This is a genomic window from Pseudanabaena mucicola FACHB-723 (assembly GCF_014696385.1).
GTDB lineage: Bacteria > Cyanobacteriota > Cyanobacteriia > Pseudanabaenales > Pseudanabaenaceae > Pseudanabaena.
The window spans coordinates 14,618-33,320 of the sequence record NZ_JACJQB010000010.1 but is presented as its reverse complement, the minus strand read 5'-3'; the positions used below and the strand labels follow the sequence as shown (position 1 = coordinate 33,320).

The 18,703-nt window shown below is 42.1% G+C and carries 25 protein-coding genes; 15 read left to right on the top strand and 10 right to left on the bottom strand.

Going from position 1 to position 18,703, the window contains the following annotated elements; all coding sequences use genetic code 11:
• From H6F41_RS07340 to H6F41_RS07325, 4 genes are all read right to left on the bottom strand, one after another.
• On the bottom strand, positions 1-522 hold the full coding sequence (locus tag H6F41_RS07340; protein ID WP_190402823.1) for a DUF4330 domain-containing protein: 522 nt from the start codon (positions 520-522) through the stop codon (positions 1-3).
• Between the two features lie 220 nt (positions 523-742).
• On the bottom strand, positions 743-1,375 hold the full coding sequence (locus tag H6F41_RS07335; protein WP_190402822.1) for a DUF2059 domain-containing protein: 633 nt from the start codon (positions 1,373-1,375) through the stop codon (positions 743-745).
• A gap of 19 nt (positions 1,376-1,394) precedes the next feature.
• Positions 1,395-2,048: a cofactor assembly of complex C subunit B gene (locus H6F41_RS07330; protein WP_190402892.1), complete on the bottom strand. Its 654-nt coding sequence runs from the start codon at positions 2,046-2,048 to the stop codon at positions 1,395-1,397.
• Positions 2,049-2,108: 60 nt separating this feature from the next.
• Entirely contained in the window at positions 2,109-2,666 is a 558-nt protein-coding gene (locus tag H6F41_RS07325; RefSeq protein WP_190402821.1) for a Uma2 family endonuclease, read from the bottom strand.
• A gap of 155 nt (positions 2,667-2,821) precedes the next feature.
• Between H6F41_RS07325 and H6F41_RS07320 the strand changes: the two genes are divergently transcribed.
• Genes H6F41_RS07320 through tumE form a run of 3 tightly spaced genes read left to right on the top strand, consistent with a single transcriptional unit; the run spans position 2,822 to position 6,278 of the window.
• Positions 2,822-5,608 (top strand): type I restriction endonuclease subunit R, encoded by a 2,787-nt coding sequence (locus tag H6F41_RS07320; RefSeq protein ID WP_190402820.1) that lies wholly within the window; start codon positions 2,822-2,824, stop codon positions 5,606-5,608.
• A gap of 57 nt (positions 5,609-5,665) precedes the next feature.
• Positions 5,666-5,896 carry an antitoxin TumA gene (gene tumA / locus H6F41_RS07315; protein ID WP_190402819.1) on the top strand — a complete coding sequence of 77 codons (231 nt, stop codon included), beginning with the start codon at positions 5,666-5,668 and terminating at the stop codon, positions 5,894-5,896.
• The gene (gene tumE, locus H6F41_RS07310; protein ID WP_190402818.1) at positions 5,886-6,278 is read left to right on the top strand and encodes a toxin TumE; all 393 of its coding nucleotides are present in this window, start codon (positions 5,886-5,888) and stop codon (positions 6,276-6,278) included. The genes tumA and tumE overlap by 11 nt, the downstream gene beginning before the upstream one ends.
• On the opposite strand, the gene H6F41_RS07305 is transcribed toward tumE, so the two are convergent.
• Complete coding sequence (locus H6F41_RS07305) at positions 6,271-6,537, bottom strand: type II toxin-antitoxin system ParD family antitoxin (RefSeq protein WP_190402817.1); 267 nt, start codon at positions 6,535-6,537, stop codon at positions 6,271-6,273. The genes tumE and H6F41_RS07305 overlap by 8 nt on opposite strands.
• A gap of 40 nt (positions 6,538-6,577) precedes the next feature.
• Here H6F41_RS07305 and H6F41_RS07300 point away from each other — a divergent pair, with 40 nt between their 5' ends.
• The 11 genes from H6F41_RS07300 to H6F41_RS07250 all read left to right on the top strand — a co-directional run bounded on the left by H6F41_RS07300 (position 6,578) and on the right by H6F41_RS07250 (position 13,843).
• Entirely contained in the window at positions 6,578-6,733 is a 156-nt protein-coding gene (locus tag H6F41_RS07300) for a hypothetical protein (RefSeq protein WP_190402816.1), read from the top strand.
• Between the two features lie 58 nt (positions 6,734-6,791).
• On the top strand, positions 6,792-8,315 hold the full coding sequence (locus H6F41_RS07295; protein ID WP_190402815.1) for a restriction endonuclease subunit S: 1,524 nt from the start codon (positions 6,792-6,794) through the stop codon (positions 8,313-8,315).
• 6 nt (positions 8,316-8,321) lie between these two features.
• A complete protein-coding gene (locus H6F41_RS07290; RefSeq protein ID WP_190402814.1) occupies positions 8,322-8,612 on the top strand; it encodes a nucleotidyltransferase family protein in 291 nt (96 codons plus the stop codon).
• Positions 8,605-8,955, top strand: a complete 351-nt coding sequence (locus tag H6F41_RS07285; RefSeq protein WP_190402813.1) for a HepT-like ribonuclease domain-containing protein — start codon at positions 8,605-8,607, stop codon at positions 8,953-8,955. Before H6F41_RS07290 ends, H6F41_RS07285 begins: the two co-directional genes overlap by 8 nt.
• A 5-nt stretch (positions 8,956-8,960) precedes the next feature.
• The gene (locus tag H6F41_RS07280; protein WP_190402812.1) at positions 8,961-9,371 is read left to right on the top strand and encodes a nucleotidyltransferase substrate binding protein; all 411 of its coding nucleotides are present in this window, start codon (positions 8,961-8,963) and stop codon (positions 9,369-9,371) included.
• Positions 9,358-9,687 (top strand): nucleotidyltransferase domain-containing protein, encoded by a 330-nt coding sequence (locus H6F41_RS07275; RefSeq protein WP_190402811.1) that lies wholly within the window; start codon positions 9,358-9,360, stop codon positions 9,685-9,687. Before H6F41_RS07280 ends, H6F41_RS07275 begins: the two co-directional genes overlap by 14 nt.
• A 94-nt stretch (positions 9,688-9,781) precedes the next feature.
• Complete coding sequence (locus H6F41_RS07270; protein ID WP_190402810.1) at positions 9,782-9,994, top strand: DUF2281 domain-containing protein; 213 nt, start codon at positions 9,782-9,784, stop codon at positions 9,992-9,994.
• The gene (locus H6F41_RS07265; protein ID WP_190402809.1) at positions 9,994-10,407 is read left to right on the top strand and encodes a PIN domain-containing protein; all 414 of its coding nucleotides are present in this window, start codon (positions 9,994-9,996) and stop codon (positions 10,405-10,407) included. Before H6F41_RS07270 ends, H6F41_RS07265 begins: the two co-directional genes overlap by 1 nt.
• A 2-nt stretch (positions 10,408-10,409) precedes the next feature.
• Positions 10,410-11,948: a type I restriction-modification system subunit M gene (locus tag H6F41_RS07260; RefSeq protein ID WP_190402808.1), complete on the top strand. Its 1,539-nt coding sequence runs from the start codon at positions 10,410-10,412 to the stop codon at positions 11,946-11,948.
• 32 nt (positions 11,949-11,980) lie between these two features.
• Entirely contained in the window at positions 11,981-13,204 is a 1,224-nt protein-coding gene (locus tag H6F41_RS07255; protein WP_190402807.1) for a DUF790 family protein, read from the top strand.
• Between the two features lie 204 nt (positions 13,205-13,408).
• Positions 13,409-13,843 (top strand): DUF29 family protein, encoded by a 435-nt coding sequence (locus tag H6F41_RS07250; protein WP_190402806.1) that lies wholly within the window; start codon positions 13,409-13,411, stop codon positions 13,841-13,843.
• A gap of 70 nt (positions 13,844-13,913) precedes the next feature.
• Here the strand turns inward: H6F41_RS07250 and H6F41_RS07245 are convergent, their stop codons facing one another.
• The 3 genes from H6F41_RS07245 to H6F41_RS07235 are packed head-to-tail and all read right to left on the bottom strand — an operon-like array spanning position 13,914 to position 16,517.
• On the bottom strand, positions 13,914-14,765 hold the full coding sequence (locus H6F41_RS07245; RefSeq protein ID WP_190402805.1) for a DUF6671 family protein: 852 nt from the start codon (positions 14,763-14,765) through the stop codon (positions 13,914-13,916).
• Positions 14,762-15,802, bottom strand: a complete 1,041-nt coding sequence (gene thiO / locus H6F41_RS07240) for a glycine oxidase ThiO (RefSeq protein WP_190402804.1) — start codon at positions 15,800-15,802, stop codon at positions 14,762-14,764. The genes H6F41_RS07245 and thiO overlap by 4 nt, the downstream gene beginning before the upstream one ends.
• Positions 15,803-15,857: 55 nt before the next feature.
• Entirely contained in the window at positions 15,858-16,517 is a 660-nt protein-coding gene (locus H6F41_RS07235) for a class I SAM-dependent methyltransferase (RefSeq protein WP_190402803.1), read from the bottom strand.
• Between the two features lie 372 nt (positions 16,518-16,889).
• On the opposite strand from H6F41_RS07235, the gene crtR reads away from it, so the two are divergent.
• On the top strand, positions 16,890-17,774 hold the full coding sequence (gene crtR, locus H6F41_RS07230) for a beta-carotene hydroxylase (protein WP_190402802.1): 885 nt from the start codon (positions 16,890-16,892) through the stop codon (positions 17,772-17,774).
• Positions 17,775-17,870: 96 nt separating this feature from the next.
• On the opposite strand, the gene H6F41_RS07225 is transcribed toward crtR, so the two are convergent.
• A complete protein-coding gene (locus H6F41_RS07225) occupies positions 17,871-18,179 on the bottom strand; it encodes a DUF760 domain-containing protein (protein WP_190402801.1) in 309 nt (102 codons plus the stop codon).
• A gap of 152 nt (positions 18,180-18,331) precedes the next feature.
• Positions 18,332-18,703, bottom strand: coding sequence for a single-stranded DNA-binding protein (locus H6F41_RS07220; RefSeq protein ID WP_190402800.1), 372 nt, complete (start codon positions 18,701-18,703; stop codon positions 18,332-18,334).

Here is an 18,703-nt window from a genome sequence, read left to right as displayed (position 1 = left end):
TTAGTACCTCACCGCCATAGCACTACCACGAATGATATATTTGGGGCCTTCAATATCGATTGATGTACCGACCTTGACCTTTTCACCTGCAAATACCGCACCGTCATTGGTGATTTGAGCAGTTGCTTCGAGGGTGATCGCGAGATCGGTTTGGGAAGTCGCCGCCGCACGGGGGTCATCAAAATAAACAGCAGTGCCATCTGCTTTGGCAGCCACGATTTTGGGAACGGCGATGTCCACCTTGGCAATTTTTACTTCACCACGGGGTTGATTGCGAATGATGATATTGACCTTATCGCCAACTTTGACTAATTCTTGCGGATCGATCGCACTTAATCCGCGCACATTCATAATCACTTGCACGGTTTTGTTTTCGGCAGCGAGCATTTGAGCGATCGAACTGCCGCTATTGCCCGGGACGATGAGTAAGCCCAGCAGGACAATCAAGATCGTGGCGATCGCGCCGATGTCCAAGATGCTAAATTTGCCAAATAAACGACCTTGCCGATCTAAAAGTGCCATGCGTATTTGTCTGCGTATTGGTTGAGTATGAGATTAAAAGTTTGATGAGAAGCTTGTCGGAAGCGACAAAGCACTTTCAGCATTACAGTATAAGTGCAAATTGAAATTCTTCAAAATCGATCAAGGCGATCAAGGTAGGCTAGGCTTGCAGTCTTTGTTTAAGTATTGTCTGCCTTCAAAAAGGCTTACAGATCAAGCTTTCTTGAGTAATAAATATTGCTCATTTTTTAACGGCATTGATAATCTCTTCGGTGATGATTTCCGTCATGATGCCCGATAACTGTGGCAATAAAATTTCGTTGGTACGACTCATCGAGTCACCGACAATTTGAGGCAAAACACTAATTGCTTTTTTGCCTGTGGATGACTTGTAAAAGCCAATGATGTCACGCAGTTCTGATTCTGTAAAATATTGATCATAGATAGGATAAGAAACCTGCTCGATTAGTTGATCGACATTAATCTTTTTAATGACGCGATCGCGATATTTGCTGGCCATTCTAGACACGATATTGCTAAATTGCTGCTGCACTTCAGGACGATCACTATCGAGGGCAGGATTATTTTGCAAAAGCGTTGATACTAATTTCGGCAACTCTGACCGCATCATTGCTTCCATGACTTGCTGAGCATTTTTAGTTGATTCCGTAATTTCCAATAGCTCTTTGATCAAGGCACGTTTTTCGGGAGATATGGCGGCGATACTACGCTTCGTTACCTGTGTCGCCTCATTACTTTCTTGAGGAATTTGGGCGATTGCTGCTAAATGGGACAGGGGCAGAACTGCGATCGCAGATAGCAATGCCGATAGGGTCACAGTTGGGAAAACACTTAAAAAAATACGGTTTAGCATAGGTTTTGGGAATTAGTGCTTAATTAGCTTTTGGGGCGATATTCTCAAGGCTTACACCAAGATTTTCGAGATTATAGGTGAGTTTGTCTGCGATCGCAGTTACCCAATTTTCATCTTGTTTAGTATAGCTACGCGGAATATTGGCTCCTAAAACCATGACTCCTTTTGCGCCCAGAGGTTGCACAATTACGCCTTGAGTATTTTCGGGCAAGTAGTCAAACTCCACTCGTCCCGGATAAAGCTCTAATTTGACCAAATACACTGGCTTTTGGGTTTTCATTACCCGCTCAGCAATCGTCCCTATATTTACTTGCTCACTTTTGCCTAAAATGCCGCGCCGCAAAATGGTTTTGCGATCGTAATAAACGGCTACGACTTTAGTCACCGTATTGGTGAGCAAAATATGCGATGCCCAAGCTAATTCCGTCTTAACTGCCTCTGGTAAATTTTCATCAAGTTCAAAGCCTTCTTCACCTAGTAAAGTTACGGATTCGGGCGGTTTTGGTTGCACTTGCTGCCATAACAACCCAATCAAAATCAAAACCGCACTTAATAAAACCCCCAAGGCATCAGCCCGTGACTGACTAGTGGTGAGATTTGCCGTTACCATCCGATTAGCCAATAGTGCCAAACCGCCCACTGTCCCCACCACAAGGGGCAAATATCGAATCATCATATTTAAAACCAATAAAATCAGAGGTGATGCAAAGCATCACCTCTGATTTTATTGGTTTTAAAACATTTCTTGCCATGAAAAACTGATATCAGGAAAGGCAAGCATAAAAAATTGATCATCTTGTTCATAACGCTGCATTTGCTTGTATCCCCTTGCCGCAGGCTGTGAGTATCCAAAAATCACCTGCTCATTTAGATCAAACAACCACATTTCAGGAATCCCCGCCGCCGCATACAGTGGCATCTTGACTTCGCGATCGTAAGCGATCGTGCTATCTGCAACCTCAATAATCAGCAGAATATCATTAGGTGTTGGCAATCCTTCTGCATAGTAATCATCACGAGGCTTTAGAACAGAAAAATCAGGCTGAGGCTCTGAAACATCATTTAAAAAAATTGAATTTTGAACTGAAATTAAAACAAGATCGCCTAGTTTTTTTTGCAATAGCTTAGTTACACGAATGACACATGCTGCATGTTTTCTGCCAATTGGTGACATTTCTGTAATTTCTCCATTGATTAACTCGAAGCGATCGCCTTGGTCAAAAACACCAGCTTCATGCATCAGGTGATATTGCTGCGTTGTGAATTTGTGGGTGAGCAGTTGACCTGTCATAGAATGGAGGCTCCTGACGATGAATACACTGCTTATAAATTAGCATTTCGGTAATGAATCACAACGTCCGCGTGCTGCGCGGTGATTCATTTGCGCTCAGCTACTTATCAAGCCCTCTAGAGATATAATTTAGATGTTATTTGGCTAAAAATATAATGTCAAACCAAAATCCTGAACAAATCGCGAGAGATAAAATCGATAGTATGTTGATTTTGGCTGGGTGGGTGGTGCAGTCAAAAAACAAGGTGAATTTAGCGGCAAATAAAGGGGTGGCGATTAGGGAATATCAGACTGATGCGGGAATTGCGGATTATGCGTTGTTTGTGGACAAGAAACCCGTGGGCATTATTGAGGCTAAGCGCGAAGAAGCAGGGGAACAACTCACCGCCCATGAGGAACAGTCGAAGTATTACGCAGTCAGCAAACTGAAGTATTTAAAAAACGATCCTCTGCCCTTCGTTTATGAAAGTACGGGCGCTTTAACCAGATTTACCGATTATCGCGATCCGAAGCCCCGATCTCGTCCAGTTTTTCATTTTCATCGTCCCGAAACCTTAGCGGAATGGATTTCGCAACCTGAAACTTTGCGATCGCGATTAAATAAAATCCCTGAATTAGATCCAGCAGGTTTACGCCCTGCTCAGATTAAGGCGATCGCTAATCTGGAAGCATCCTTTAAAGCCAATCGCCCCAGAGCTTTGATCCAAATGGCAACGGGTGCGGGGAAAACCTTTACGGCTTGTACTTTTGTGTATCGGTTGTTGAAGTTTGCCAGAGCCAAGCGGGTTTTGTTTTTAGTCGATACTAAGAATTTGGGAGAACAGGCGGAACAGGAGTTTTTGAAATATCAGCCGACCGATGACAATCGCAAGTTTACGGAGCTTTATAATGTGCAGCGTTTGAGTTCTAGCTATATTGCCTCTGATAGTCAGGTTTGTATTTCCACAATTCAGCGACTCTATTCGATTTTGCAAGGGAAGGAATTGGAAGAATCTGCCGAAGAGACGAATCCGAATGAATCGAGTTGGCAGAAAAAAGAACCTCTGCCCGTAAGTTATTCCATTAAGAACTTCATCGAGCAGTTCGATTTCATCATTATCGATGAATGTCATCGCTCCATTTATAACGTTTGGCAGCAGGTTTTGGAATACTACGATGCATTTTTGATTGGGTTGACGGCTACGCCCGACAAGCGGACTTTTGGCTTTTTCAATCAAAATGTGGTCAGCGAATACACCTATGAGGAGTCGATCGCGGATGGAGTGAATGTGCCGTATAACGTCTATACGATTGAGACGGAAATTACGAAAAATGGCGCAAAGCTGAAGGCGGAGCAGTACATCGATAAGCGCGAGAAGCTGTCTCGGAAAAAGCGTTGGGATCGACTCGATGAAGATTACGAATATAAGCCAAGTAAGCTTGATAAGGATGTGGTCAATCCTAATCAAATTCGGTTGATTATTCAGGAATTTAAACGCGCCTTAAAAGCCGATATTTTCCCCGATCGCATTGATGAGCTTGGTGAGTATGAAGTCCCGAAAACGCTTATTTTTGCGAAGACGGATAGCCATGCTGAGGATATTATTGCGATCGTGCGCGAGGAATTTGGTGAGGGCAATGAGTTCTGTAAAAAGGTGACGTATAACGCCGAAGACCCAAAATCAGTATTAAATCGATTCCGTAATTCATGGAATCCACGCATTGCGGTAACGGTAGATATGATCGCCACAGGAACGGATGTGAAACCGTTGGAAGTGTTGCTGTTTATGCGTGATGTGAAAAGTGTGAACTATTTTGAGCAGATGAAGGGTCGCGGGACAAGGACGATCGCTTTTGATGATTTGCAAAGGGTGACGCGCACGGCGAAGTACACAAAAACGCATTTTGTGATTGTCGATGCTGTCGGCGCGATTAAGTCCAAGAAAACCGATAGCCGACCTTTGGAGCGTAAGCCGAGCGTGCCTCTAAAGGATTTATTAAATGCTGTGGCGATCGGAGCGCAGGATGAGGATTTATTTTTGACTTTGGCAAATCGGTTGCTGCGTTTGGATAAACAGTTAACGGAACCTGAACAGGTGAAGTTTGCAGAATTATCGGGCGGTAAAAATATCAGTGCGGTGGTTAAGGATTTATTGAATGCTTACAATCCTGATGCGATCGCAGAAAAAGCTACGGCTTTGGTCAATGAGATAGCGGTAGGCGATCGCAATCCTGCATTAGAAGAATCTGCCCAAAAGCAAGCTCAGTCTGAGTTAGCTGATCTTGCCTCAGCAAATTTTAATGGCGAGTTGAATAGCTATCTTGATAATTTGCGAAAGGTGCATGAGCAGATTATCGACACGATCAATCAGGATCGGGTTTTGAAGTCCGAGTTTGACGCTTTTTCCATTGATAAGGCTAAAGCGATGATTCAGGATTTTGCGGATTATATTGCGGCAAATAAGGATGAAATTACGGCTTTGAGTTTGTTTTATGGTCAGCCCTATCAACGGCGGGAGTTGACTTTTAAGATGATTAAGGAGGTTTTAGAACGTCTGAAATTAGATAAGCCGATGCTTGCGCCTGTGTATGTGTGGGAGGCTTACGCACAGTTGGAAGGTTTGCGCGTTGATAGTCCTAAAAATGAGTTGGTGGCGCTGGTGTCTTTGATCAGGCGGGTGACGGGTTTGGATCAGGGCTTGACAGCTTATGACAAGACGGTGGACAAAAACTTCCAGACTTGGGTATTTGGGAAGCAGGCGGGGGCGTTGAAGTTTACGGAGGAACAGATGCGCTGGTTACGGATGTTGAAGGATCATGTGGTGACGAGTTTTCATGTGGAGTTGGATGATCTGGACTTTACGCCCTTTGATCGCGAGGGTGGTCGAATGAAGATGTATCAGCTTTTTGGCGATCGCATGGATGAGATTATCGAGGAGTTAAATGAGGCTTTGGCAGCGTAATTTTGTTAGATGATGTCTATATGATGGAAATGAAATTGATCATTGCAGGAGGATAGTATGCGTAAACAAGTCGTGGAATATACTTCTTTGCTAGATGCTTTTGTGGCGGTTGTAAAGCAATTGAAAGAGTGCGAGATGAAATATCAGATGGATTCTGAAGATTTCTTTGCTAGATATCAACAGGGTAAAACGTCTGATGATGAGGATTTTGTAGAGTGGGCAGGGAATTACAAGCATTTTTTGGATTTACGTCAGGCGATCGCAGGCAAGATGAAAAATGTCGCGTAGGATTTTAAGGGATTATTTTGAGGAGATTGATTGTCTTTTAGAAGCTTTTCAGAATGCTTATGTCGAGAATTACAATGCGGCTATATTGACTGAAGAACGAGCTAATTTAAAACTGAGAGTGCGTTTTTATTTTAAATATTTGCTATCTGTTAGTGAGGCTTTGATAGTGATGGATGACCGAGTTATAGCGATTGATTACCGATATCATTTTCAAGATGAGCAAAATAACTTGATTTTTCGCTATGACAGTACGCCACATTTTCCTGATTTAGATAGTTTCCCACATCATAAACATTTAAGTGATCGCGTGATTGCTTGCGAAAAGCCAGACATAGCGAGAGTTTTGCAAGATGTGTCAGATTTTCTAGAAAGCGTTATGTAAAATCACTTTCTGCTAAGCGATCGCTATAGTTTTTACGGACAGCTTGACGGATGGTGTCCCAATCGTTTTCTTTCATTGGGGTTGCGTCACCTGAAGCGATGCCTTCGAGGATTAGAGGTTCAAGGTATGTTTTGCGAGCTTGGTCTTGTTGGATGAGAGTTTGAATATAATCGTCGGTGTTGTTGTAATGTCCTGATGCGATTTGTTCTTGCAAATATTGGGTTAGTGCTTCGGGGAGGGTGACGGTTAGGGTTGTCATGACTCATTCAGCGTAGGGATTATTTTTGAGTATATGTTATTTGTCTGATGAGATGATTTTGCCGATCGCCTATTACTGCGGGTTGGGGTTTGGGGTGAATGTTGGAGCTTTTGGGCAAAGCATTACCAATTGGGGCGGATCGGTGATTTTTGGAGATGGTGGTGGTAATGCTATGCCTCTAGGGATTTTTGTTTAATTTCATCTATAATCTTTAGGCATTTGTCGGGATTTTTGGGCGATAGGTTAGATTAGTGATGATGAGAGAAGATTGGATTGAGGTTGAATTGGGGGATGTTTGTTTTACTACTTCAGGAGGAACACCAAGCAGAAGTAAATCAGAATATTACAAGGGGACGATTCCTTGGGTTAAATCAGGTGAATTAAACTACAACATCATCTTAGATACTGAAGAACATATTTCTGATGAAGCAGTACAAAAATCAAGTGCAAAAATTTTCCCAGAAGGAACTTTATTAATTGCTCTTTATGGTGCAACTATTGGGAAACTTGCTATTTTAGGTGTTCCTGCAACTACAAATCAGGCAATATGTGGTATTTACAAAAATGAATTATTTGAAACTAAGTTTTTGTTTAATTATCTATTGCATAAAAGACAAAAATTGATTGAGCAAGGTACTGGAGGCGCTCAACCAAATATAAGTCAAACAATACTTAAAAAGCTTCCATTACCTCTTGCGCCACTGCCTGAGCAAAGGGCAATCGCAGCCAAAATCGAGCAACTATTCAGCGAACTAGACAACGGCATAGCCAACCTCAAAACCGCCAAATCCAAACTAGAAATCTATCGCCAAGCCATCCTAAAACAAGCATTTGAAGGCGAACTAACAAAAGAGTGGAGACATCAGCAAAAAAAATTATTAGCTGTTGACGAACTTCTAGCACAAATCAAAAAAGAAAGAACAAACTATTATGAAACCGAGATTAAAGAATGGAACAAGGCTATTTTAGAATGGGAAGCAAATGAAAAAAAAGAAATTAAACCTACCAAGCCAAGAAAGCCAGAAGAGCCTACTAAAGCTAGCTCAGAACAATTGGATAGAATGTGGACATTACCTAAATTTTGGACTTGGACGCAACTAGGTTGCATAGCTTTTGTAACAAAATTAGCAGGATTTGAATATACGAAATATGTCAAATATGATGAGAGTGGAGATTTAGCAGTTATAAAAGCTGAAAACGCATCCAAAAAAGGGTTTAACTATACTAATTTTTCTAAAATAAAGTCAGAAACTGTCAAGCATTTAAAACGTTCTCAAATTAAAGGTGATGAACTTTTAGTCGTATTTGTTGGTGCAGGGACAGGTAATGTTGCACTTGTCCCGCAAAATTCAAAATTCTTTCTTGGTCCGAATATAAGTATGGTCAGACCGTATTTTTCTGTAAACACAAAATTTATTGAATTCTTTTTGAGATCTCCAATAGGAAATAACTTGTTAATGACATCAGTTAAAGCTGTAGCACAACCATCACTATCGATGGAAACAATCAGACAAGTACCTATAGCTTTTCCAAATTTAATTGAACAAGACCAAATTGTCCAAGAAATTGAAACCCGTCTATCAGTTTGCGACAAACTTAACGAAAGCATCGATCAAAGCCTAGAAAAAGCCCAAGCATTGCGACAAAGCATCCTCAAAAAAGCATTTGAAGGTAAACTCCTCAGCCAAGACGAACTCCAAAACTGTCGCCAACAGCCCGACTGGGAACCTGCTGCTAAACTATTAGAAAGAGTTAAAAATTTAAAAAAGCAAATGTAATCAACCATGAAAAAACAACAAGTCCTCGAACTTTTATCTAATAGTAAATCACTACTAAAAGACCAATTTGGCGTAACCAAAATTGCCCTTTTTGGCTCAACTGCCAGAGATACCGCCCAACCCCACAGCGATATAGACATCCTCATAGCCTTTGACACCCCCGCCAACTCAAAACGTTACTTCGGTGTTTTATTTTATTTAGAAGATCTATTACAACACCCAGTCGATCTCGTCACCGAAAAAGCACTTCGAGCAGAACTAAAACCATATATCGAAAAAGAAACTATTTATGTCTGACATACCCGAACGCGCATGGAATTTTTATATAGATGACATGATCCGATTTAGCGAAAAAGTAATTCGCTATACTCAAAATCACGATCAAACATCCTTTATAGAAAACGAACTAGATTACGATGCCACATTAAGAAACATCGAACTAATTGGCGAAGCCGCTACTCATATTCCACCAGAAATAAGAGCAGAAAATACAGAAATTTCTTGGCGACAAATTATTACTACCCGTAACCGTATTATTCATGGCTATCTAGGAATTGATAATGATATTGTTTGGAGCATTATTACCGAAGATATTCCAGAATTGCTAAATTTATTGCAAAATCTCAAAAATAAAATATAGAAATAATGAATCAAGATATTCGCTGGCAACAGAGATTTACTAACTATAAAAAAGCCCTATCTCAACTCACCAAATTTATTGACAAAGGCGAACTAAACGAACTCGAAGAGATGGGTTTAATCCAAGCCTTTGAATATACCCATGAGCTAGCATGGAACCTATTAAAAGACTACTTGCAAGACCAAGGAACTCAAAATATTACAGGCTCTAAAGATGCCGTTAGAAACGCTTTTAAAGTCGGCTTAATCGAAGATGGCGAAACTTGGATGGAAATGATCCAAGATCGTAACCGCACCAGCCATACCTATAATGAATCCACAGCCAAAGCGATCGCCACCAATATCACCAGTCGCTACTTTGCCCTATTTGTAGAATTTTGCGATCGCATGGAGAACCTCAGCCATGAATACAACTGAACCAGAAATATTACGATTTGGACTCAAAGAATCAACCATTGACAAGATTATTGCTGTATTTGCCAAATATCCCCAAATACACAAAGTTATACTTTACGGCTCACGCGCAAAGGGAAACTATCGCAAGGGTTCAGATATCGACCTGACCGTAATAGGTGAAATCACATATACTGATCTCGCCAAAATAGAAGATGAAATCGACGATTTATTTCTGCCCTATACCTTCGACATTTCCATTTTCAGCGACATCGATAATCAAGACCTCATCGACCATATCAATCGCGTTGGCATAGTTTTTTACGAAATACAACAATAAAAGTAGCTAGCTCACTTTTGCCAATAGCTTGTCCGAAAATCTACTGTTAAACTATTAGAAAAGTTAAAAAAGATAGTAAAACCAAGATTCAATTATGAATAACGCCACAAAACCATTAGAAGAAATGATTCAAGAATTGCCGCCCAACCTCAAAATCGAGGTAAAAGCATTTGTAGAATCACTTTTAAATAAGTCCCAAGAACGCCCCAAGCGAAAACTGCGCCAAGACTGGGCAGGCAAACTCAAAGCAAAAACCTATACATCCGTTGACTTACAGCATCTAGCCAACGATTGGAGATCTAGCTAATGTTTCTTTTGGATACAAATATCTGGCTAGAAGAACTATTAGGACAACGACAAGCTAAAACCGTTGCAAAAATGCTAAATATGCTGGATCTAGCAGAAATATGTATAACAGATTTCAGTTTGCACTCCATAGGGGTTATTTGCGATCGCTTACAACAAAGAGATGTTTTTGTTCAGTTTGTCCAAGATGTCCTCATAGATGGAGAAGTCCTAATAGTTAGTGTCCCTCCTAACCAAATGGAAAAATTAGTGAAAGTCATAGACAACTTCAATCTGGATTTCGATGACGCATATCAATACGTTGCTGCTGAGATTGAGAAAGCTGTAATTGTCAGTTTTGACAAAGATTTAGATAGAACTGATCGGGGACGGTGGAAACCAAGTCAAGTAATAGCTAGTAAAAATAATCCGTAAACATGAGTAACGAATCAAACCTAATCTCCAAAGTCTGGAACTTCGCCAACATCCTCCGCGATGACGGCGTGAGCTATGGCGACTACCTCGAACAAATCACATACCTGCTATTCCTAAAAATGGCAGATGAAATGTCCAAACCACCCTACAGCAAAAAGATTAAATTTCCACGCATCAAAGACGCAGACAATAACGAAATTCCTGACGGTGAGCTATGTAACTGGGCAACCCTCACCAATAACAAACGCGGCGCAGAGCTTGAATCCTATTACAGCCAAATGTTGCGATCGCTTGCTACAGAAAAAGGCACATTAGGGCAGATCTTCACCAAATCCCAAAACAAAATCCAAGACCCATCAAAATTGCTCAAAATCATCGACATGATCGCTAAAGAGCAATGGACAATGGTGGGAACCGATGTCAAAGGTAACATTTATGAAGGACTACTAGAGAAAAATGCTGAAGACACCAAAAGCGGCGCAGGGCAATACTTCACCCCCAGAGCCTTAATCAAAGCGATGGTCGCCTGTATCCATCCACAACCCAACAAAACCATCCATGATCCCGCCTGTGGCACAGGGGGATTTTTTCTCGCTGCCTACGACTACATCACCGCCAATCATTCCCTAGACCGCGAGCAGAAAGCCTTTCTCAAAAATCGCACCTTCTCAGGTAACGAAATCGTCGCTAGCACCCGCCGCCTCAGCCTCATGAATATGTTTCTACATAACATCGGCGAAATCGATGGCGAGAGCTTTATCTCTCCCAACGATGCCCTGATTGCCGATAGCGGTATTCGCGTGGACTACGTTTTAGCCAATCCTCCCTTTGGCAAAAAAAGCAGTATGACCATCACCAACGAAACAGGAGAACAGGAAAAACAAGACCTCAGCTATAACCGTCAAGACTTTTGGGCAACCACTTCCAACAAGCAACTCAACTTCCTGCAACATATCCGTACCCTCCTCAAAATCAACGGTGAAGCCGCTGTTGTCCTTCCCGATAACGTTCTCTTTGAAGGCGGCGCAGGCGAAACCGTTCGCAAAGAGTTAATGAAAACTACGGATTTACATACGATTTTGCGACTGCCCACAGGTATCTTTTACGCCCAAGGAGTCAAGGCAAACGTTCTCTTTTTTGACAACAAACCCGCCGCCAAAGAACCTTGGACAAAGGAAGTCTGGATCTATGACTACCGCACCAATGTCCAGCACACCCTCAAGAAAAATCCCCTCAAACTATCAGACCTCCAGCCTTTTATTGATTGCTACAATCCCACCAATCGCCACGATCGTCATGAAACATGGTCAGAAACCAACCCTGAAGGACGTTGGCGCAAATTTGGCTATGACGAAATCATGGCGCGAGACAAAACCAACCTCGATATTTTCTGGCTCAAGGACAAAAGCCTCGCCGATCTCGATAATCTTCCCGATCCTGATATCCTTGCTAACGAAATCATCGAAAACATCGAAGCAGGACTAGCCAGTTTTCGGGAAATTATGGACACAATCAATGCGATCGCTCTAGATACTCGATAATTGCTGTAATTAATCTATAAGCCTTTTCTTTTATGCTGCCTAGCGAACTCCTGATGCATCGACTGAATGGCGAAACCGTCGTTCCTAAAAAATTAAAAGTAGATGATAAGCATCAGGCGATCGCCACAGAATTAATCGCAATTTTTGAGAATGCTAAGGGTGGGACACAGGGCGAACTTGATCGACTATTGCAAGAACTTGAAGGCGATACTCCCGACTATCGGGTAAAGCGCGGATTGGCTCATATTCTCAAATCTAGCTTCAGCAACTTTGAAATTATGAGTCCCCTTGAACCACAGGAATTACGCCGCCGTATTTTTGAACTGTCGGCGCAAGTTATCCCTAGTCAGCAAGCTACGCAGCAAACCCTTACCAAACTTGCCGATAGCCTAACGGAAGAACTGACGCGTGAAGTCTTGCCTTCGGAAATTACCGCAGGGCTTTATGCCGATCTAATGGAAAATCGGATTCTGACCGAATTTGATAGCCCAACACCTGAAGCCCTTATTCATCGTTATAATCTCTCGCAAGTGCAGGGGATTTTCTATCGAGCAAGTCATATGACGCTCAAAGTCCACCGCAACGATCCAGGGGAATATAAGCTGCTATTCCGTTATCTCAAGCTATTTCAATTAATGTCTTATATCGAGGGTGATGTCGATTATGGCTTCACGATTACCGTCGATGGCGCAACGAGTTTATTTGGCACAAGTACCCGCTATGGACTTGCGATCGCAAAACTTTTGCCTGCACTACTCCATGTCACTAAATGGAGTTTAAATGCAACTCTAGTCGAAAAAGATAATTATTCCAAACAAAAGCGTACAGGACTATTCACCCTTGATTCTGAGTGTGGATTGGTGAGTCACTACCCTGCGGGAAAAATCTATGACAGTGCGATCGAGTCTTCATTTGCGGAGCGATGGGATGCCATGAAAACAGAATGGAAACTAGAAAGAGAAGTGGATTTAATTCCCATTCCCGGAAGTGTTATGATTCCTGATTTTCGACTGGTACATCCTGACGGGCGGAGTTATTTATTAGAGATCGTTGGTTATTGGCGACCTGAGTATTTACGAAAGAAGTTCTCGCAAGTGCGACAGGCTAATTGTGAGAATTTGATTTTGGCGATTTCTGAACGTCTAAATCTGGAGAAGGCAGGTGTAAAAGTAAGCGATACGCCTGCGCTAACGGTTTGGTTTAAGGATAAACTTTCACCTAAAGTGGTTTTACAAGCGATCGAATCGCCATCCTAAGAAGTCCAAGGCACTTGGTCATAATCACCTTCCCACCTTTGATAGAGACCATTAACCTTGCGGTATAGTGGCAGCACTCTTACGCAGCCAGATAGAAAGTACAATGAATTAGACTAAAAAAGTATTGTTGATTTAGATTGAAATCATAATTTTTACTTTAGCTTTTCGTGATTGCAATATATCGCGTTCTCACACAATAAAGATATGGAAGAACTTTTGACGTTAAGGGAATTGCTAACTAAAGGCGATATGACTGGAGCATTGGCAATTGTTGATGAATTAGAAGAAATGAGCCGCGACGATAAAATTAACAACATTCGTAGCTATGCAGTAATTTTGCTCATGCATCTCATCAAACAAAAAGCAGAAAATCGCACCACCAAATCTTGGGAGCTATCAATTCGTAACTCGATACGCGGTATTCAAACCAAAAACCAGAGACGTAAAGCTGGCGGAACATACCTCAATACCGAAGAATTATGCTTAGCAATTTCCGAAGCTTATACTGAAGCGGTCGATCGCGCATCGGCAGAGGTTGAGGAAGGTCGCTATGAACCCAAGGAGTTAGCCAAATTAGTCAACCGTCAAGAAATCTGCGATCGCGCCATGATCTTAATCTCGACAAATCTAGAAATTTAATCAAACCCCAAATATAATTCGGCAGGCTAAGCTCGCCTAATCATATTTGGGGTTTATTTCATTTGTGATCCTAAGGATTGCAATAGGAGCAGTACATCGGATCGGCTAACTGGATGCCATCAGGAAAGAGAACTTCTTGTTTAAAATCACAGCGATCGCACTTGTACAAATGAGCGCGAGTTACCTGAGTTGGCAGTCCGCAAATCTCACAGCGTAAACCTTTCAATTTTTGAACTACATCGAAATTCACAAAATTACAATTGGGACAGAGTTGTTGTAATTTGCGAACAAGATCTTCGGTTGCTTTGGCAATATTTTTCATGCGTGTGGGATTGTACAGCGCCCGCATGTCTGTTTCTATATGGAGTTGTGATGTTTTTTGCAATAAATCATGGACAGATTTCTTAAGCAATTCCTCTGAATTAATGCCTTTATAAATTGATTCCTTTGCCGAAGTTTGGGCATTTGGCATCAATACAACTGCATGATCAGGAAATCCAATTTTGATCGCAAAATCATAGGCTTGCTCATAGCTAGAAATTACTTGATGGCGAAAGTTGGTGTCAGAGGAAAGCGCTTCACCATAAACCGAGAAATTATGTTTTTTATCTAGCAATAAAACCAGTTCCCGATTGTACGCAATGCCGAGCAGGGGATGGGGAAAGAAGCTGCCCTCACTGGCGATCGCCAGATCGCCATTACTAATTTCTAAAGCTCTTGCCGCCTTAATTTTTGCGGTTTCGATTTGATTAGCAGGACGATCAATGTCGCGGGTAAATGTACCAAATAGGTCACTATCAAAATCATGAGGAACTGTAGCCTTGATTCCTAATGATGTTTGTAAGATCGGCGCGATCGCAATTTCTTTACGGTGCATTGTCGCGATGACAGCAGTGCGATCGGTAAATTCTATAGCGGTCATAAACTGATCCCGTTAATGATCCCGTCACTAATCCCGTCAATGATCAAATCGGTGATTAGTTTTGCCGTAATTGGTGCAAATAGAATGCCATTACGATAGTGACCTGTCGCCAAAATTAGATTCTCATAATCACTAGCTCCTAATATGGGAATTTCATGAGGAGCATGGGGACGGAATCCCCACCATGTTTCGGTGATGGGCATATTTGCGATCGCAGGATATACCGATATAGCTCTGTTTAATAGTTGGGCAATTCCTGCGGCAGTATTACCTTGCGAGAATCCATTATCCTCAACCGTTGCCCCAATCACAATCGTGCCGTCCTGACGCGGCACAATATAACAACTAGGCGCATAAATGACCCGTTGCAATTTGCGATCGCAATCATATACCGATAGCATCTGCCCCTTAATTGGCTTGATCGGCAAAGGTAACAATGATTGCGTCCATGCACCTGTGGCTAGCACATAGCAATCCGCTTGCAATTTACCAGCACTAGTATCCAGATGCGTAACGCGATTTTGATCGCGCACAATTTGATAAACGGTTGTGCCTTCTAAAATTTTGATTGATAGGGATTTAGCGGCTGTTAATAGGGCTTGAGTGAGTTTGCGATTATTTACCTGTCCATCCGATGGCAACCACAGAGAACCTAAAACTGATTCTCCCAAGCCAGATTGCCGCTTATGGGATTCTGCAAGATCGATGTATTTGGGATGTATGGATATGGCTTGGAGATCGCTTTCTTCGACCGCAGGCGCAATTATGCCACAACACCAGTAGCCGCAGTCTTGTCCTGATAGTTGCATTAAGTTAGCGATCCAATGGGGATACATATCACGACTACGCACCCCAAAGGATAAAAGGTCTCCTTCCAAGCGTTCCGCTTCAGGAGCCAGCATTCCTGCCGCCGCCCATGTTGCCCCCCGTCCGCACCTATCTCGCTCAACTATGGTGACATTTGCCCCTCTCTGCGAAAGGGAAATCGCTGTCGCCAAGCCAATAATGCCACCACCAATCACTAAAACATCAGTCATTTCATATCACCCAATTCGGTCTCTAAAAATTGTCTGTGTCAAGCGCAAACAATTTTTAACTATCAAGTTCACAACGAGTTGCTACTACAGCATAAAACGGATCGCTGCTAGCCATACCAAACATTGCTAAAAAGGGAGAACTGGGCGGCACATTTGCCACTAGTTCAGGCTTGGTGAAACCCTTGGGAACTGAGGCAAAATATTTAAATACCAACTTGGTGCGATCGCTTTCTTCAGCATCACGCCATGCTTGAATTGCCTTTTGGTAAAACATCCGATTGGAGAAACTAATGATCGCAATACCGCCTACTTTAAGAATGCGATGAATTTCGGCAAATACCGCTTCAGGATATTGCAAATACTGCACAGAGACAGTGTTCAGAACTGCATCAAAGGATTGATCGGCAAAGGGTAATGACTGATTTTGATTGAGATTTTGGACAAAATAATGATTTAAACGAGGATTACGCGCTAATTCTTCTGCATTCAGTCCATGTCCTTCCACATGGGCAAATTCTATTTCTTCGGGCAAGTGAGATACCCAACTACTCATCAAATCGAGAATGCGCGTATTGGGTTGCAAACGCTGACGATACAGATCGGTGAGTTGCTGAATGAAACGATCATCGACATGGTTAACAAAGCGGGGATAGTCATAGAACAGCGCATCATCGGCGTTGTCCAGTTTTTTCCTCTGTTCGGAGGCAAGTTGCATATTCATTTCGAGTCAAACACCAGTTCTTAATATTACTTAACCTATCTTAACCTACAACAAAATCATTAAAAGCGTTGCGAAGCAACGCTTTTAATGATTTTGTTGTTTATGCAACGTAAAGCGATGTAATGAACGATGTAATAAATAGGGCAATAATTGCGATCGCAATCTTCAGTCAAAAATCACACTATCGAAGATCAAAGTTGCAATCTCGCCCTAATGTCGGTAGCATAGGGCATAATAAAAAATGTAATAAAACTAAACAATCAAATATATGCATTAAAGGCTACATAGCCCGACTGTATTTGAGTTGTATAAACTGGCAAGTCCAAACCAAAAACTAAGATAGGAAACTGACTAAGGAGTGACACAATGCAGCAGCAGGGCAAAGCCCTAACTGTTCCAATCGGTCTGATGGGCGCAGCGCAGGGATTTAATCCGACAATATTACTGCTACTAGGTTCAATTGTTTTAGCAACTGCATCAACAACAGGGTATTGGGTATGGGGCTGGTCACACTGGCTCGTATTTATTTGTAATTTCTCGGCGCTTTATGTACTGGGAACAGTGATCCATGATGCTTGCCATGGTGTTGCTCATCCCAATCGAATTGTAAATGCTGCAATCGGGCATATTTCCGCAATTTTGCAAGGGTTTGTGTTTCCTGTGTTTACTCGTGTTCACATGCAGCACCATGCCAATGTAAATGATGAAGAACACGATCCCGATCACTTTGTATCCACAGGTGGGCCATTGTGGTTAATTGCGATTCGTTTTTTCTATCACGAAATTTTCTTCTTTCAACGCCGCTTGTGGCGCAAGTATGAGCTACTAGAATGGGCGATTAGCCGATTAATTGTGGTAGCAATGATTATTTTTGCCTATTACCATGGATTCCTTGGTTACATGATGAACTTCTGGTTTGTACCAGCCGCCGTCATGGGACTTTTGCTAGGTTTGTTCTTTGACTATTTGCCTCACCGCCCCTTTGTCGAAAGATCACGCTGGAAAAATGCCAGAGTTTACCCAGGACGCTTTCTCAACATCCTTTTGTTAGGTCAAAACTATCACTTGGTACATCACCTATGGCCGAATGTGCCTTGGTACTACTACGAGAAGGCATATTATCAAATGAAGCCTCTCTTGGATGCCAATGGCTCACCGCAGACATTAGGTCTACTAAAGATGCCCGATCTGGCGGGATTTTTATATGACTTGTTCTTAGGAATTCGTCTACACGGTCATAAGAAGTCATAAAAAAAGAGAGGGTGTGTTGCACCCTCTCTTTTTTTATGACCAAAACCAAAATAGAGTTGCGGCGCAAAGCGCCGCAACTCTATTCTGGTTTTAGGATTAATCTAGACTTGATATCGAATCTAAAGAGCGATCTAATTGCATTCTTGTTTCCATCTGGCGAATGAAGTAACCTGTCATCATTGCCGAGCCAATCAGCCCTGCTAAGTTTTCACGATCGGTAGTAATGCTGACATTAAAATTTTGCGATGGCAGAATACCGAGTAAATTTTGAATATTTTGACTGATAATTTGTTGGGCTTCAGGGGTGACGGACTGAGCGACAGTGGCTAAAGTTTCAGGTGCTTGCTGTTTGAGATATTCCAAGAGAAGGTTGTTGCTAGACTCGAGTTCACCAAGGTTAAACATAATGATCTCCCCGCATTTGGTATTCGCTAATTTGGTCTAGATATATTCTTACTGATGCGATCGCAAATTTTTAAGTAGGAAAACCGTATTTCAACCGAATCAAGAAAACAAAAAAGCCCTTGCTTGGCAAGGGCTTTTTTGTTTGTTAGATGTTAAAAATCGTCGTCGTAGCCGCCGCTATTGCTTTGAGCAGCTTCGTTATCTTTGCGAGAGCCAAGCAACTCTAGACGATCCACACGGATGACAGGTTTTTGTCTTTCATCGCCTGTGGTGCGGTCATTCCATCGATCAAATTTGAGAGAACCAGAAATACCGATCAAACTGCCTTTTTTGACATAATTAGCGGCAACTTCGGCGGTTTTATCCCATACTTCTAGGTCAAACCAATCAGGTGGGTCGTCACGATTGCTCGTATTCCGATTGACTGCGATCGCAAAGTTGCATACCACTTTTCCAGACTCAAAATATTTGACTTCGGGGTCGCGTCCTGCCCGTCCTACTAAATGAACTTTGTTGAGGGTCAT